This is a genomic window from Actinobacillus indolicus (assembly GCF_004519515.1).
Lineage (GTDB): Bacteria > Pseudomonadota > Gammaproteobacteria > Enterobacterales > Pasteurellaceae > Glaesserella > Glaesserella indolica_A.
Genome location: NZ_CP038145.1, coordinates 379782 through 394678 on the forward strand (window position 1 = coordinate 379782; position 14897 = coordinate 394678).

Below are 14897 nucleotides of genomic sequence, written 5' to 3' on the forward strand. Positions count from 1 at the left end.
TTTCCTCAAAATAGTGAATTAAACACCACCACAAAGTAGCACGTATTTATCTCTTGAATTGTCAAACCAAGTGCAACGTTTTTTTGAAGTAAACTTCATAAGGTGTTTTCCAACCTAAACATTTACGTGGTCGTAAATTCAGTTTATTGACCACCTGTTGAATATCAACTTCGCTCCACTGATTGATGTCTTGGTGCTTCGGAAAGTATTCACGAAGTAACCCATTTGTATTTTCATTCGTTCCCCGTGTCCACGGTTGATGCGGCTCGGGGAAGTAAAATTCTACACCCAGTGCTTCTGTTACCAAACGATGTTGGGCAAATTCTTTACCACGGTCTGGCGTAATTGACCGCAATATATGTGAATCCAGCAATTCAATCATGGCTTTTTGGACTGCTTCGGCTTTTTTGGCAGGAATTTTCTTCACCAACTCAAAACGACTTTTGCGTTCCGTCAGCGTCAGCAAACAAGCTCCACCCGCTTTACCCAGTACGGTATCGGCTTCCCAATGCCCAAAGCGACTGCGATTTTGCGCCGAAATGGGACGGTCGTTCAAATGGTTGGATATCTGAATTTTGCCACGTTTTTCATGATGATTTTTTGTATGCCGTGTTTTGCCTTTGTGGCGCAGTTTGCGACTGGCTTTGCGTTCGCCTATATCAAACAACCCTGAATAAATACCACGATAAATGGTTGAATAACTAATGGATAATTCAGATTTTTCCAATTTTAATCGTGCGCTGATTTGTTCGGGCGACCAGTTTTCTGTCAGAAACTTTTCTTGCACCAAATTGAAATATTCAGGCTGCTCTAATTTGCGCTGTGCTTTGCTGTTTTGACGATGCTTCAAATAGCTGTTTTGTGCGTTCGTTGCACTGTAGCTTTCTAGAGCGTGTCGTTTCAGCTCGCGAGAAATGGTGCTGGAGCTACGTCCCAGTGCTTTGGCAATTTCTGCTTGTTTTTTGCCCTGTGCGAGTAAAATCATTATCTTTTCTCGCTCGTTTATTGTAAGATGTCGGTAGGAAGTACTCATCATTTGGAAATGGTTTTTGTGTGGAAACAAAATTATATTCTAGTTGATGAGTACTTCTTTTTTTGTTGCACTTGGATTGTAAATTCAGCCTAATAAAAAAGATCCCGATTTTTGGAATACGCTATTTCAAAAATGAAACACCATTAGGGATTAAAGGTATCTCTTAAAGTAGGAATTGCGCTTTCCCATACTATTTCAGCCACTACCGCAGGGTAAAAATTCACATTCTGCTTTGTTAGCGCATAGACTAGGTCAAAGACAAGGGGTAAATGTGAAATAATCAATACATTTTGAGCGCCTTCTTCTCGTAAAAAATGCAAATAATCCATCACAACATCAGGATCTCCAGCTGGCGTAATTTCATCCCAAGTTTCTTGAATATTTGCAAAACTTTGCATAGAACCGACCGCTTGTATTCCCCTCAATACATTTTCCATCGTTTGTTGCGTTCTAAGGTAAGGGCTTACCAGAATCTTATCTAATTTAACCTGTTGATTATTAAATATATTCCCCAATTTCATCCCTTGTTCAAACGCCATTTGATGACCATTTTCCGTTAAGGGTCTTTCATTGTCAGTTTTTGCCTGAAAACTCGCTTCACCGTGACGCATTACCCAAATATTCATCGGTTATCTCCTATTCGTTATTTAAACTCAACATTTTTGAGCGTATAATGCACGGCGTTTTTTGTTGTTGCAAGCAACAGATAAAAGATTTCTATTTTTCACAATTTAAACAATGGAGTAATTGAATAATGTCTCGTAAACTCAGAAGAACCAAAATCGTTTGTACAATGGGTCCAGCAACAGATCGTGGCAATACGCTTGAAAAAATCATTGCAGCAGGTGCAAATATGGTTCGTATGAACTTCTCACACGGTGTGCCAGAAGATCATATTGGTCGTGCAGAAAAAGTGCGTGAAATTGCAAAACGTTTAGGCAAACACGTTGCAATTTTAGGTGACTTACAAGGTCCTAAAATCCGTGTTTCGACCTTTAAAGAAGGCAAAATTTTCTTAAATATCGGTGATAAATTTACATTAGATGCAGAATTACCAAAAGGTGAAGGTCACCAAGATGCGGTTGGTTTAGACTATAAAAACCTTCCAAACGATGTAGTTCCAGGTGATATTCTTTTATTAGATGATGGTAACGTTCAATTAAAAGTGCTTTCTATTGATGGAGCGAAAGTATTTACTGAAGTTATCGTGGGCGGTCCATTATCAAACAACAAAGGTATCAACAAATTAGGCGGTGGTTTATCTGCACCAGCCTTAACAGACAAAGATAAAGAAGACATCAAATTAGCTGCAAAAATCGGTGTGGATTACCTAGCGGTATCTTTCCCACAATCAAGTGCAGATTTAAACTATGCTCGTCAATTAGCAAAAGAAGCGGGCTTAGAGACCAAAATCGTGGCTAAAGTAGAACGTGCTGAAACAGTAGCTACTGAAGAAGCAATGAACGACATCATTTTAGGTGCAGACGTTATCATGGTTGCACGTGGTGACTTAGGTGTTGAAATCGGTGATGCTGCATTAGTTGGCGTACAGAAAAAACTTATCCGTCGTTCACGCAAATTGAACCGTGTTGTAATTACTGCAACACAAATGATGGAATCAATGATCAAAAAACCAATGCCAACCCGTGCAGAAGTAATGGACGTAGCAAACGCAGTATTAGATGGTACTGACGCAGTAATGCTTTCAGGTGAAACAGCAAACGGTGACTACCCTGTTGAAACAGTAAAATCAATGGCAGAAGTATGTTTAGGTGCTGAAACAATGCCAAGCATCAATGTTTCACGCCACCGTATGGAAGGTAAATTCGAAAGCATTGATGAAGCAACAGCAATGTCTGCAATGTACACTGCAAACCACTTAGAAGGCGTTTCTGCAATTATTGCATTAACAAACTCTGGTGAAACAGCAAAATTAATGAGCCGTATCAGCTCTGGTTTACCAATCTACGCACTTTCTCGTAATGAGCAAGCATTAAATCGCTGTGCATTATACCGTGGTGTGACACCAGTTCACTATGACCAAGACAGTCGCACTATTGAAGGTGCGAAAAAAGCCCTTGCACTATTAAAAGAACAAGGCTACTTAGTATCAGGTGACTTAGTGCTTTTAACTCACGGTGATGAGTTAAAAGAAGGTGGTACAAATACTTGCCGTATCTTACGTGTAGAATAATCTACTGAGACGATAAAAAATCCACGCAAATGCGTGGATTTTTTTATATACTTTCGACATTCATTTCCTATCGTTATTTTGTCTATGTTAGCCCTACTCCATGATTTAAAAATAGAAAACATAATTTCTGAGTTAAATTACCAATTTGCCAAAATGATTGATCGTCAGCAACAAGCTTACGATTACACACCGTTGCAACAAAATCTTGCGATTTTATTAAGTGCTTTAGTTTCAGATAGTGTGATGAAAGGTCATAGCTGTATTCGTTTAGATTCTACTTTGGCAAATAACCCTTTTGGCTTACAGAGCAAAAATTTAAGCCGTCCATTCTATCAAGAGATTTTGCAAAAAATTGAAGGAATCTCACCGCTTGAATGGCAACAAGTATTACAAAACCACGTCGCATTTAGCCATGATTCTGCACAGGTTGCCCCTTTGCTATTTCATAATCAACGCCTCTATTTTTATCGTTATTGGCAAGCCGAAAATCGTATCGCTTATTTGTTAAAACAAGCGGTCAGTTCTATGCCACAAAATGCAAATGTTGAATTGGACAAGCAGATTCTCGATCAATTTTTTACTCATCAAGAGAATATTGATTGGCAAAGAATTGCCGTTGCCACGGCTTTGAATAAAAATTTTAGCCTGATTTCAGGTGGGCCGGGAACAGGGAAAACCAGAACAGTGGCGATCTTGCTTGCCGCACTGCAACTTAAACAACTCAAACAGCAATTACCCCCATTAAAAATTGCGCTTGCAGCACCGACAGGAAAAGCCGCTGCACGTTTAAAGGAGTCGATTACGCAAAGCCTGCTTAATCTTGATTTACCCGCGCAGTTAAAAGCCAATATTCCAACACAAGCTTCTACCATTCACTCGCTGATTGGGATAAAACCGAATCAGGATTTACCCCTTTATCACGTGAATAATCCACTACATTTAGATCTGTTAGTGGTCGATGAAGCGTCCATGATCGATATTTTTGTGATGGAAAAGCTCTTTAATGCCCTGAAACCCGATACAAAAGTAGTGATGCTTGGAGATAAAGATCAGCTTGCCTCTGTGGAAGCGGGAAATTCGATGGGGGAATTAGGGGAACTCATTGAGCTTGGTTATAGCGCCGAACATTGTCAGTATCTTGAACAAGTGACAGGCTACACTCAATCACCCGAAAATCCGAAGGTTGCAACCATCTGTGATTCACTCTGTCACTTACGCCATAGCTATCGTTTCAATGCACATTCAGGTATAGGGCAGATTGCTAAACAGGTCAATGAACAACAAGCGGTCAGATCTTGGCAAATTTTTGCAAATCCAGAATATACCGATCTTAAGCTGTTTACTTACCCAAGCCCGACAGAGTTTGCTGAAAAATCCCAATGGATTCAGCACAGTGTCAATATGATCACGTCCAAAGCGGTTGAACTCTATAAAGACTATCTACAAAAAGCCAAGGCACGTACACGTTCTCCCGAAACGGTATCCGTCAGTGATATTTTTGACGCTTTTCAGAAAGTTCGCTTCCTATCCGCATTGCGCGTAAGTGAACTTGGCGTTGAGCAATTAAATCAACGTATTGCGGAAGCCTTACAACAAGCAGGTTATATCCACTTTAAACATAGCCGAGATAGCTACATTGGCAAACCTGTTCTCATCACGGAAAATGTGCCACATTTACATATCTTTAGTGGGGATATTGGCTTAATGTTGCCAGATGAATCAGGTACATTACGTATCTATTTTGAAACACAACAAAATGGGCAACATCTCGACATATTGCCGAGCCGTTTACCAGATCATGAACCGGCTTATATTATGACGGTACATAAATCCCAAGGTTCAGAGTTTGAGCATACGCTCTTAGTGATGCCACTCAACACTTCACCCGTATTAACCAAAGAACTCGTTTATACGGCAATTACTAGAGCCAAATCTCAATTCACGCTCTTTGGTGATGAAAAGACATGGAAGCAAGCGGTAAAAGCCAATATTCAACGCCAAAGTGGATTAAAAGAGATGTTACTTGCAGAATAATTTTAATGAATGAAAGAATTATGATTTAAGCCAAATTTTCTCAATGAAAAAGCGCATAGAATAACAAGCAGAATTTTTTATTATTGGGTGTGTTGTATGATCATCAATCAAAGTATAGGGAAATTACTGAAACAAAACTTTTCATCTGGATTAGTGGTTTTTTTAGTTGCGCTACCGCTCTGTTTAGGTATCGCTTTAGCATCAGGTGCGCCACCGCTTGCAGGTATTCTTTCTGGGATTGTCGGTGGAATCGTTATCGGTGCATTTAGTACATCACACATCAGTGTTTCAGGCCCAGCCGCTGGACTTGCTGCTATTGTTTTGGCAGCAATTACGGAACTGGGCTCTTTTGAACTCTTTCTCTGTGCAGGATTAATTGCAGGTGTTGTTCAGTTTATCCTTGGTTTTGTACGGGCAGGAAGTATTACAAACTATATTCCTGTGGCGGTGATTGAAGGTATGCTTGCTGGAATTGGGGTGCTTATTATCCTTAAGCAGTTGCCTTACGCTCTAGGAAGTAATGAGACATTATTAGCATTAATCGAAAGTAGCCAAGTTCATTTGGGTTCTTTACTTATCGCACTCATCTCTCTCGCCATTATGATTGGTTGGGATCACCACCCTAAACTCAAAAAAATAAAATTACTTCCATCAGCCCTTGTTGCTGTTATCGTTGGCATTTTATTAAATGACCTTTTTGTTTATTTTAATTTGCCTTTAGCTATTCCAAATTCACAGCTCGTTCAGCTACCAATTCCCCATTCTTTAGAAGAAGCAGAGAGCCTAATTCGTTGTCCGAATTTTTCAGGATTTACCAACAGTGTCGTTTGGGTAACTGGGATTACGATTGCGGTTGTCGCCTCCGTCGAGACTCTACTTTCCATTGAAGCTGCCGATCGTTTAGACGTACACCGTAGAATCACTGATAATAACCACGAATTACGAGTGCAAGGCTTTGCCAATATTCTAGCTTCTTGTATTGGGGCATTACCAATGACTTCCGTGATTGTGCGTTCATCCGCCAATGCAAGTGCAGGTGCAACCCATAAAATCTCTGCCGTTATTCACGGTATTTTATTGCTGATCTGTGTTATCTCTATTCCGACACTATTGAATCAAATTCCCCTTGCTACTTTAGCAGCAGTACTGATTTTAATTGGCTTTAAATTAACCCATCCAAAACATTACAAACATTTTTGGCACAAAGGCATTTATCAATTTATTCCCTTTGTTGCAACAATGGTTGCCGTTGTCTTTTTGGATTTATTAAAAGGGGTTGGGATTGGCTTAGTCATCAGTATTCTCTTTATTCTCCATGGTAATATGAAACGTGCTTACTATTTAAGCCGTGAAGAATTAAGCGAAGCCGATGAAATCGTTTTAGAATTAGGCGAAGAAGTCTCTTTCTTGAATAAAGCTGCAATTAAGAAAACCTTAAAGAACATTCAGCCGAACTCCAAAGTCACTATCAATGCAGAAAAAGCGTTATATATTGCGAGTGATGTTTTAGAACTACTTGAAGATTTCACCAATGTTTATGCCCAAGAAAATAATATTCAAGTGAAATTACGTGGTTTCAAATACGATTACGAACATCAAGAAGGTGTAGAACATACCCATATTCGAGTGGAACATCGAAGTCGTATTTAAATATTTCTCTATGAAATAGGGTAATTTTTATTTCTTAAGAAATTTTTAAGATTTATCGTGTCTAATAAGCAAAAAATTATAAAGAGGCTTATTTATGCAAACACGTTACCCTATTTCAATTATCACACTTCATTGGCTAATGGCTGTATTAGTCGTTATTGCCTATATTACTGGCGGAAATCCTGTTAGAAATGGCTTTGAAGGTGAAATTCACGCTGTAAGTGGATTACTTATTGCTCTATTACTACTTATCCGCTTACCTGTTCGTCTTTTCTTAAAGAAAAAAATCCCTGTTCATACGTTACCTCAATGGCAACACCTACTTGCCCAACTAGTGCAAGTGGCATTATATCTCTGCATGATTCTTATTCCTCTGACTGGCTTATTAGCGTTATCTGAGAAAACAGATAGCTATATCCTTTTTGGAATGAATCTCCCCCTCTTGGATATGTCATTTCTTGAAACAAGTGACATAGAAATCGGCGATCTTCATGAATTATTTGCTAATGCTTTCATTGGATTAGCAGGCGTTCACGCAGTAGCCGCATTAATTCACCACTTTGTGTTTAAAGACGGTGTATTAAAAAGTATGTCTCCACATTGATGTGGAAATCTTAACCCCTTAACTTATTTACTTGTGGGAGTTCTTTTATGAACAAAAAACTCAAATCTTTACTTGCTGTCTCTATCTTAGCTATCACAGTACCAGTATTGGCTAACTCCATTGAAACATCAATGAAACAGATGGATAAACAGATCTCTGTATTATCATCTGCAACAGATAGCGAAACATTTTTAAAACATACGCCAACCTTTATTGAAGCAGCAAAAGCATCTCAAAATGCTCGCCCAAAAGGTTTAAACGACCGTCAATTTAAAGATTATCAATCAGGACTTCAACAGGTTATTGATGTGGTAGGACAGGCAGAAACACTGGCAAAAGAAGGTAAGCTTGATGAAGCGAAATCGGTATTGAATCAGTTAGGTCCAATCAAAAAAGCGTACCATAAGAAGTATAAATAAAACCTCGTTGATTCTTTGAGAATAGCACCAGCCTTTAAACTGGTGCTTTCTTCATTATAACGGCTAATTAAGGTATTTTTTTGCTAATTGCGCTAAATAATATGCGGTCGGAAACAACACGGAATCATCTACTTTAAATTTTGGATGGTGAAGCGCATAAGGCCCGCCAGAACCGATCATAATAAATACGCCTGGAATATGTTTTTGATAGAAAGCAAAATCTTCACCGATAGGGCTTGCTTCAATCAGTTTAGCATTAAATCCACACTCTGTTGCTGTATCTAGTACAAAATCAATCCATTGTGCCGAGTTAATCACAGAAGGTGGACCTTCATGCCAAATTAGCCCAATCTCAACTTCAAATGTCTCTGCAATGCCTTGTACTATCGTTTTAAAACGTTGAGCAATTTTCTCTCTAACCTCTGAATTAAAAGTTCTTACTGTGCCTTCTAAATAAGCAGAATCTGGAATCACATTCCATGTTGAACCACTATGAATTTGGGTAATAGAAACTACTGCATTTTCTTGAGAAGCAATATTTCGACTAATAATAGACTGTATAGCACTAACAAGATGCGCTGAAATCACAATCGGATCTTTGCCATCATGTGGGCGAGCGGCATGAGCACCTTTTGCAGAGATTTTAACCTCAAAACGATCCACGCCCGCCGTTAATGCCCCCGCTTTGGTGCCTAAATCCCCAACAGCAAGTGTAGGATCATTATGAATGCCAAATATTAAATCAACATCCTCTAAAACGTTTGTATTTAGGACATCTACAGCCCCCAGGCCTGTTTCTTCCGCTGCTTGAAATAAAATTCTCACTGTTCCTTTTAAAGTTTCTTGTTGTTGCTTTAATAAAATAGCAGCTCCAAGTGCGGCAGAAAGATGAAAATCGTGGCCACAAGCATGCATCACTCCAGCATTTAAAGAGCTATACTCTACGCCACTCTCTTCTAAAATAGGTAATGCATCAATATCTGAACGTAGTGCCAACATTTTACCAGGTTGTCTCCCTTTAATTTCAGCAACTAGCCCCGTTTTTAAGGGTAAATCAAGTACTGTAATTTGATACTGTTCTAAAATTTCACGGATTTTAGCTGTGGTCTCAAACTCTTGATTAGATAATTCAGGATATTGATGACGCTCTCGACGAAATTGAGTGAGAAAATCAGCGAGAGATTGATGTTCGTGAATGATATTTTGAAAAAAAGACATAAAAACTCCTAAATTTTTTCACTATACGTTTGAATAAAATTAACCAAATTTATCGGGTGGAAAAACTGGCGAATATCACGAATAAAAGCCATGCTGAGTTCTTGATTTTGCAATGCTGTAACTAGTTTTTGTTCCAATTCATCTGAACTATATGGATTCATTGGACTACCTTTGGGATAATTAACTCGGCTTTCTAAACATTTTCCATCCATGAAACCAATTTCAATCTTGGCATACCGAGGAAATACTTTATCTTCGATATATTCTCGCGTTATTTTTTGCATCAGTTGAACAGTATCAGAATGAATTAGTTCGGTATTAAAGGCATCAAAACTTAATGACTCCTTGGCAAGGATTTTTGCCACAATATATTCGGCAGAAAAACGTCCTTGCAATGAAGTCTGAGGATATTTATAGATCAACGCACTATCCGCATTTGGATTTATCGTTACCTTGATGTACTGGATTTGCGCTAGATCTAATGTATGCGAAGATACTAAACTGTCAGTGGCATCAGCAATACTCGAAGCAGCGGAGCAATAACTATAATTTTTGAACCATAATTCGCTTATCTGCCATTTTTGTCCCCAATTAGATAAATCTAATATAGCCTCTGAATTTGCAAAAATAGTGAGGAATCCTACCGCTTGATCGAGGAAATCCCCCGTTACATTTAACCCCAATTTAAGCCACTCAATCGATTGAATAGCTTGTTGTGCCGCAATGCCTGCGTGTAATGCTTTCACAGAACTACCAAAGACTAAACGTAGCCCAGAGGCTTGTGTCGCAGCTAACATAAACGCTTGCTCTAAAAATGGGTACTGATGTAAATAACAAATTGCAGCGACAGAGGCTATTCCACCAAGGGTTGCCGTTGCATGCCATCCTTTCAAATAGAGCGTAGGATTCACTGCTTTACCTAAACACGCCATCACTTCCACACCAATAATATACGCAGTAAGAAAACGTCGGCTATCAATAAATTGATGCTGAGTTATATCAATACTGGCAAATAATGCCGATAGAATCACCGCCGAAGGATGTCCTCGAACGAGTTCATGCACATCATCATTGTCTAGCAGATGAGCTTGAAACCCATTGCATAATGCTGCTTGCTTACTTGTTACATATACTTTATGTCCAATTAGCCAGCTCGTTTGGATACCTTGTTCCTGAAGAATCGCTTTTTTCAGTTGCTCAATATCATGCTGATTTGTTGCAGGTAAACTTGAGGCAAAATAATCTATCACCCCATTTATTGCATAATCTAATACAACATCATCAACAATTAATGGCGTATCCATAATCAACTTACTAAACTGTTGGCTTTTCATAGACATTAAATATAAAACTCGACAGGATCTGAAAATTGACGAACAAAACGTTTAGTTAATTCATGTGTTGGATGATCAATCACGGATTTCGCAGCCCCTTGCTCTACAATACCGCCATTTGCCATAAAAATAACACGATCCGCCACATTTCTTGCAAACTCTAACTCATGGGTAACAATCACCATGGTAATTTTCTGTTTGGCTAATAGCTGTATGACTTGCAAAACCTCATTCACTCTTTCAGGGTCAAGTGCTGAGGTTGGCTCATCAAAAAGTAACACTTTCGGCTTAACTGCTAAAGCTCTCGCAATGGCAACTCGTTGCTGTTGTCCACCCGATAAAGTAACAGGATATTGATGAGCTTGAGGTAATAACCCCACTTGTTTTAATAAAGATAAGCCTAACTCTTTTGCTTGTTCTTTATCCATTCCTTGAGAAACAATCGGTCCTAATGTGATATTTTCTAAGGCTGTTTTATTTTTAAATAAATTATAGTGTTGGAATACCATGGCCGACTGATTTCTCAAGTCACTTTCTTGCTTATGGCTATATTTTTTTGTATCTAATGCAATTTCACCAATAGTAATTCTTCCTGAATTCGGTTTTTCTAATAAATTTAAACAACGTAATAAAGTAGATTTACCCGAGCCAGATGGACCGATAATGGCTACCACTTCCCCTTCGTTAATGGTTAAATCGATCTGATTTAATACCGTATTATTTCCAAAAGATTTAGTTAATTTTTCAATATTAATCATGAGATAATCCTTAACGTTTATACGGTTGAGATAACTTATTTTCTAATACTTTTTGAGCCCAAGAGTAAAGCACCACTACCGCCCAATAGATAATACCTACCGCCAAATAGGTTTCGAAAAAGCGATAAGACTCCACAGTTAATAATTTCCCTGCGGCAAGTAATTCAGGTACACCAACAAAGAAAGCAACAGAAGAATCTTTGAGTAAGGAAATAAACATATTCCCCGTACCAGGTAGTGCATTGACAAACGCCTGCGGTAAAATCACATGTTGATAAATTTTAAAGGTGCTTAGTCCCATTGCACTTCCCGCCTCTTTCTGCCCATGATCCACAGATTCTAAACCGGCTCTAAAAATTTCAGCTAAATAAGCGGAATATTTTAAGGTGAAACAAATAATAGCTGCGGTCATTGCTGGCATTTGTACTAAGGTAGGAATAATTTGAGGCGAACCATAATAGACAATAAAAAGCAACACGACGGAAGGCATACTGCGAAATAACGAAATATAAAGTGCCAATAATTGATCAATACCTTGAATTTTTTTAACACGAATTAACGCAATCACTAAGCCTAAAATGATCGCAAAAAAGATAGACACTATCGCAATCCACAATGTCGTTGGTAAATACACGATAATTTGAGGAAAAATTCCTAAAAAATAACCTAAGTCAAAATTCATAAAAACTCACAGACAAAAAGGATTAATGGTGGAGAGAATAAACAAGCGGTCGTTTTGATTCAAAAATTTGCAAAATTTTAGCCATAACGTACCGCTTGTTACTTATCTATTTAAGTTTATTTGGTAGGTTCTGAAATATCTTCACCATAATATTTCACTGCGAGTGCTTTAATGGTGCCATTTTCTTTTAATTTAGTGATTGCTTTATCAAACTGTTCTCTCAGTTGGTTACCTTTTTCATTCGGTAAAAATCCATAGCCGACCTCTTCAATAACTAATGGTTTTCCAACTAATTTAAAAGGTAAATTTCCACGTTTAATTTCCGCCAATAAAATAGGTTTGGAATTCACATAACCATCAACGCGTTTATACACTAAATCGTACATTGCCCCATCACGAGTTTCATAGGTTTTCACATTCACTTCATTGTTTGGAAAGTGTTTCTTCAAATTATTGATATGGTTAGAACCCAGCACACCCGAAATGGTTTTCCCATGTAAATCGGCATATTCGTTGATATTTTCATTATCTTTATGTGTCACAATTTGGCTACCGTAATAGCTATAAGGTTGAGTAAAACTATATTTTGCCTTACGGGCTTCTGTGATGGCGACCGCATTTGCGACGGTATCCAATCGACCTGATTCCAACTGCCCCATTAGTCCAGCAAATTCAGCAGTTGTCCATTCAACACGGTAGCCGAGCTCTTTGGCAATAGCTTCTGTGGTTTCCACATCAAAGCCAACTAATTTCCCATCTTGTTTAAAGCCATTTGGATAACTTTGCCCTGTACTGCCTACGCGTAGCACCTTTTCAGGTTGACTTGGAGCCACTTGGGTATTTTCACTTTTTTCACATCCTGCTAAGGCAAGCCCTGATAAAAGTAAGCTGGTAAGAATATATTTCTTAGACATAATGTTTTCCTTATTTAAAATAAAAATGTTGTGTTTACTGAGCTTTTCGTGTTTGCCACTGCTCAAAAAGCGTTGTATTAATCACTTTTCTAAAATAGATCGTTGTGTGATCATCGGTTAAATTTGCTCGCCCAATTTCGCTAAATCCCTGATTTATATAAAATTGAGATAACCATGGATGATTCTCTGCGGTGCCTAATGTAACAAAAGGTACTTTAAGTTGTTTTTTCAAAATCGCTTCTTCTAACCAAATCAGTAATTTCAATGCATAACCTTGCTTTTTGTAAGTAGGATTTGTGGCAAATAAACCGATATGAGGCACACCAAAAGGGCCAGGATTATTTCCCCACGGCAACCGTAGACTGACTGAGCTCACCAGCTTGCCCTCTACAAATAGCCCATACACCAAATTGCTCTCAAGATGGCGTCGAATATCCGACAAGGTCATATTTGAAGCAGCGAAATGAATACCTAATTCAACGACTGGCTTATATGCTGTATGCAACAACTGTTGATAAATTTCCTCTTCCTGTAAGGTAATTTCACGAAATTCCATATTTACTCCAACAGCCCTGAGGATTCGGCAAAATCAACTACTGCATCAACTTTCTCAATCGCAGAACCTAAATAATTATTGGGTTCTAACCAGTTTGCTAATTCATCAGCACTAATATGTTGAGCCAGCGTAGGATGAGTAACTAAAACATCGTAAAAAGGCTTATTTTGTTCAAAAGCTTGCATCGCTGTTTCATAAACAAGATGATGTGCGGTCTGTTTACCTAACTGTTTTCCTAACTCAAACATCACTTTTTCCGATAACAACAAGCCTTGTTGCAATACTAAATTTTTTTGCATCTGTGCTGTATTTACTTTTAAACCACGTAAAATCGCTAATGCAATTTGGAGTTGAGCTGAGAGATAAATATTTAATTCTGGTAAAGCAATCCACTCCGCTCGCCAGCTCATTGCATCACGCTCATGTTCTACTCGCATTGATTCATGAATGAGTGCAACACTTTTAAAGACTGGAGAGGTTAAACTTGCTAAACCTTCTAAAGCAGCTGGATTGCGTTTATGTGGCATGGTAGAAGAACCAATTTTGCCTTCGCTAAATGGTTCTTCAATTTCATTAATTTCTGTGCGCATGAGGTTATAAAACTCATTGCCAATTTTGCCTAAAGTGCCACTAATCAATGCGACAACTGAAGCATATTCAGAAAAACGATCCCTTGCAGATTGCCAACTAATTAATGGCGTATTTAATCCCAAAATATTCAAGGTGAGAGCTTCAACTTGTGGACCTTTATCACCAAAGGAAGCATAAGTCCCAATCGCACCATTAATATTTCCGACTAATACCCTTTCCTTTATCTCTTTTAAACGTGTTAAATGGCGAAGAAACTCATCTAACCAGACCGCTAATTTGAAGCCAAATGTGGTAGGTAATGCTTGCATACCATGCGTTCTCCCAACCATTGGCAAAGCACGATATTGTTTCGCTAGTTTCTTTAACTCTTGAGCTACCAAACGACTATCTCGCTCAATGATATGAAATGCCTCTTTAAGCTGTAATGCTGTTCCAGTATCTACAATATCTTGTGTCGTTGGGCCGTAATGAACAAATTCTCCAGCCTCACCGCATTGAGCTTGCAAAGTATTGATTGTCGCCATAAATGAATGCTTTAAGCGAGCAATTTCTTGAGAAATCGCCTCTAAATCGAATTGTGCAGGGTCGGCACGCTCTGCAATTTTCTGTGCAGCTTCTTTAGGAATTACCCCTAATTCTCCTTCTGCTTTTGCCAAGGCAATTTCAATTGCGACATGTTTTTTAAGACGATTTGTTTCTGACCAGACCTCACGCATTTCAGCCGTACCGAAATTATTGCCTAAGGTGAGAAAATCAATGATATGAGATGCCATGTTTCAACCTTTTCTAATGAACAACGGAATTTATGTTAGAAAAGATTGTGAAAGATAGGAAATAACTACTTCGTATCTAAAAGATGATTTAGCTATATAAAAACAAAAGGCAAATACTAGATACCTACTATTTGCCT

14 protein-coding genes are annotated in these 14897 nt (G+C 38.4%); 5 read left to right on the plus strand and 9 right to left on the minus strand.

Translation table 11 applies throughout. The features are described 5' to 3' along the window. Positions 1–61: 61 nt before the first annotated feature. Positions 62–1036, minus strand: a complete 975-nt coding sequence (locus EXH44_RS01775; RefSeq protein WP_075283441.1) for an IS30-like element ISApl1 family transposase — start codon at positions 1034–1036, stop codon at positions 62–64. Between the two features lie 140 nt (positions 1037–1176). Next, positions 1177–1659, minus strand: coding sequence for a phosphohistidine phosphatase SixA (gene sixA, locus EXH44_RS01780; RefSeq protein ID WP_162856010.1), 483 nt, complete (start codon positions 1657–1659; stop codon positions 1177–1179). A 128-nt stretch (positions 1660–1787) separates the two neighbouring features. Here sixA and pyk point away from each other — a divergent pair, with 128 nt between their 5' ends. The 5 genes from pyk to EXH44_RS01805 all read left to right on the plus strand — a co-directional run bounded on the left by pyk (position 1788) and on the right by EXH44_RS01805 (position 7934). Further along, the gene (gene pyk, locus EXH44_RS01785; protein WP_135673061.1) at positions 1788–3227 is read left to right on the plus strand and encodes a pyruvate kinase; all 1440 of its coding nucleotides are present in this window, start codon (positions 1788–1790) and stop codon (positions 3225–3227) included. An 84-nt stretch (positions 3228–3311) separates the two neighbouring features. Further along, positions 3312–5261 (plus strand): exodeoxyribonuclease V subunit alpha, encoded by a 1950-nt coding sequence (recD, locus tag EXH44_RS01790; protein ID WP_162856011.1) that lies wholly within the window; start codon positions 3312–3314, stop codon positions 5259–5261. Positions 5262–5357: 96 nt separating this feature from the next. After that, entirely contained in the window at positions 5358–6911 is a 1554-nt protein-coding gene (locus tag EXH44_RS01795; protein WP_162856012.1) for a SulP family inorganic anion transporter, read from the plus strand. A 94-nt stretch (positions 6912–7005) separates the two neighbouring features. Continuing rightward, complete coding sequence (locus EXH44_RS01800; RefSeq protein WP_135673054.1) at positions 7006–7515, plus strand: cytochrome b; 510 nt, start codon at positions 7006–7008, stop codon at positions 7513–7515. Positions 7516–7562: 47 nt separating this feature from the next. Continuing rightward, on the plus strand, positions 7563–7934 hold the full coding sequence (locus EXH44_RS01805) for a cytochrome b562 (protein WP_162856013.1): 372 nt from the start codon (positions 7563–7565) through the stop codon (positions 7932–7934). A gap of 63 nt (positions 7935–7997) precedes the next feature. On the opposite strand, the gene EXH44_RS01810 is transcribed toward EXH44_RS01805, so the two are convergent. From EXH44_RS01810 to purB, 7 genes are all read right to left on the minus strand, one after another. Beyond that, a complete protein-coding gene (locus EXH44_RS01810) occupies positions 7998–9152 on the minus strand; it encodes an amidohydrolase (RefSeq protein ID WP_162856014.1) in 1155 nt (384 codons plus the stop codon). 8 nt (positions 9153–9160) lie between these two features. Beyond that, positions 9161–10492 carry an MmgE/PrpD family protein gene (locus EXH44_RS01815; protein WP_162856015.1) on the minus strand — a complete coding sequence of 444 codons (1332 nt, stop codon included), beginning with the start codon at positions 10490–10492 and terminating at the stop codon, positions 9161–9163. Then, complete coding sequence (locus EXH44_RS01820) at positions 10492–11244, minus strand: amino acid ABC transporter ATP-binding protein (protein WP_162856016.1); 753 nt, start codon at positions 11242–11244, stop codon at positions 10492–10494. Before EXH44_RS01820 ends, EXH44_RS01815 begins: the two co-directional genes overlap by 1 nt. Before the next feature lie 10 nt (positions 11245–11254). Then, positions 11255–11926, minus strand: a complete 672-nt coding sequence (locus tag EXH44_RS01825; RefSeq protein WP_162856017.1) for an amino acid ABC transporter permease — start codon at positions 11924–11926, stop codon at positions 11255–11257. Between the two features lie 116 nt (positions 11927–12042). After that, positions 12043–12840 carry an amino acid ABC transporter substrate-binding protein gene (locus EXH44_RS01830; RefSeq protein ID WP_162856018.1) on the minus strand — a complete coding sequence of 266 codons (798 nt, stop codon included), beginning with the start codon at positions 12838–12840 and terminating at the stop codon, positions 12043–12045. A gap of 34 nt (positions 12841–12874) precedes the next feature. Further along, complete coding sequence (locus EXH44_RS01835) at positions 12875–13396, minus strand: GNAT family N-acetyltransferase (protein ID WP_162856019.1); 522 nt, start codon at positions 13394–13396, stop codon at positions 12875–12877. A 2-nt stretch (positions 13397–13398) separates the two neighbouring features. Further along, positions 13399–14760 carry an adenylosuccinate lyase gene (purB, locus tag EXH44_RS01840; RefSeq protein WP_162856020.1) on the minus strand — a complete coding sequence of 454 codons (1362 nt, stop codon included), beginning with the start codon at positions 14758–14760 and terminating at the stop codon, positions 13399–13401. Positions 14761–14897 lie beyond the last annotated feature (137 nt).

What these genes read in the sequence shown, in the direction of transcription:
- EXH44_RS01775 (WP_075283441.1), bottom strand. Translation starts at nt 1,036, where the DNA reads ATGATGAGTACTTCCTACCGACATCTTACAATAAACGAGCGAGAAAAG.
- sixA (WP_162856010.1), bottom strand. Translation starts at nt 1,659, where the DNA reads ATGAATATTTGGGTAATGCGTCACGGTGAAGCGAGTTTTCAGGCAAAA.
- pyk (WP_135673061.1), top strand. Translation starts at nt 1,788, where the DNA reads ATGTCTCGTAAACTCAGAAGAACCAAAATCGTTTGTACAATGGGTCCA.
- recD (WP_162856011.1), top strand. Translation starts at nt 3,312, where the DNA reads ATGTTAGCCCTACTCCATGATTTAAAAATAGAAAACATAATTTCTGAG.
- EXH44_RS01795 (WP_162856012.1), top strand. Translation starts at nt 5,358, where the DNA reads ATGATCATCAATCAAAGTATAGGGAAATTACTGAAACAAAACTTTTCA.
- EXH44_RS01800 (WP_135673054.1), top strand. Translation starts at nt 7,006, where the DNA reads ATGCAAACACGTTACCCTATTTCAATTATCACACTTCATTGGCTAATG.
- EXH44_RS01805 (WP_162856013.1), top strand. Translation starts at nt 7,563, where the DNA reads ATGAACAAAAAACTCAAATCTTTACTTGCTGTCTCTATCTTAGCTATC.
- EXH44_RS01810 (WP_162856014.1), bottom strand. Translation starts at nt 9,152, where the DNA reads ATGTCTTTTTTTCAAAATATCATTCACGAACATCAATCTCTCGCTGAT.
- EXH44_RS01815 (WP_162856015.1), bottom strand. Translation starts at nt 10,492, where the DNA reads ATGTCTATGAAAAGCCAACAGTTTAGTAAGTTGATTATGGATACGCCA.
- EXH44_RS01820 (WP_162856016.1), bottom strand. Translation starts at nt 11,244, where the DNA reads ATGATTAATATTGAAAAATTAACTAAATCTTTTGGAAATAATACGGTA.
- EXH44_RS01825 (WP_162856017.1), bottom strand. Translation starts at nt 11,926, where the DNA reads ATGAATTTTGACTTAGGTTATTTTTTAGGAATTTTTCCTCAAATTATC.
- EXH44_RS01830 (WP_162856018.1), bottom strand. Translation starts at nt 12,840, where the DNA reads ATGTCTAAGAAATATATTCTTACCAGCTTACTTTTATCAGGGCTTGCC.
- EXH44_RS01835 (WP_162856019.1), bottom strand. Translation starts at nt 13,396, where the DNA reads ATGGAATTTCGTGAAATTACCTTACAGGAAGAGGAAATTTATCAACAG.
- purB (WP_162856020.1), bottom strand. Translation starts at nt 14,760, where the DNA reads ATGGCATCTCATATCATTGATTTTCTCACCTTAGGCAATAATTTCGGT.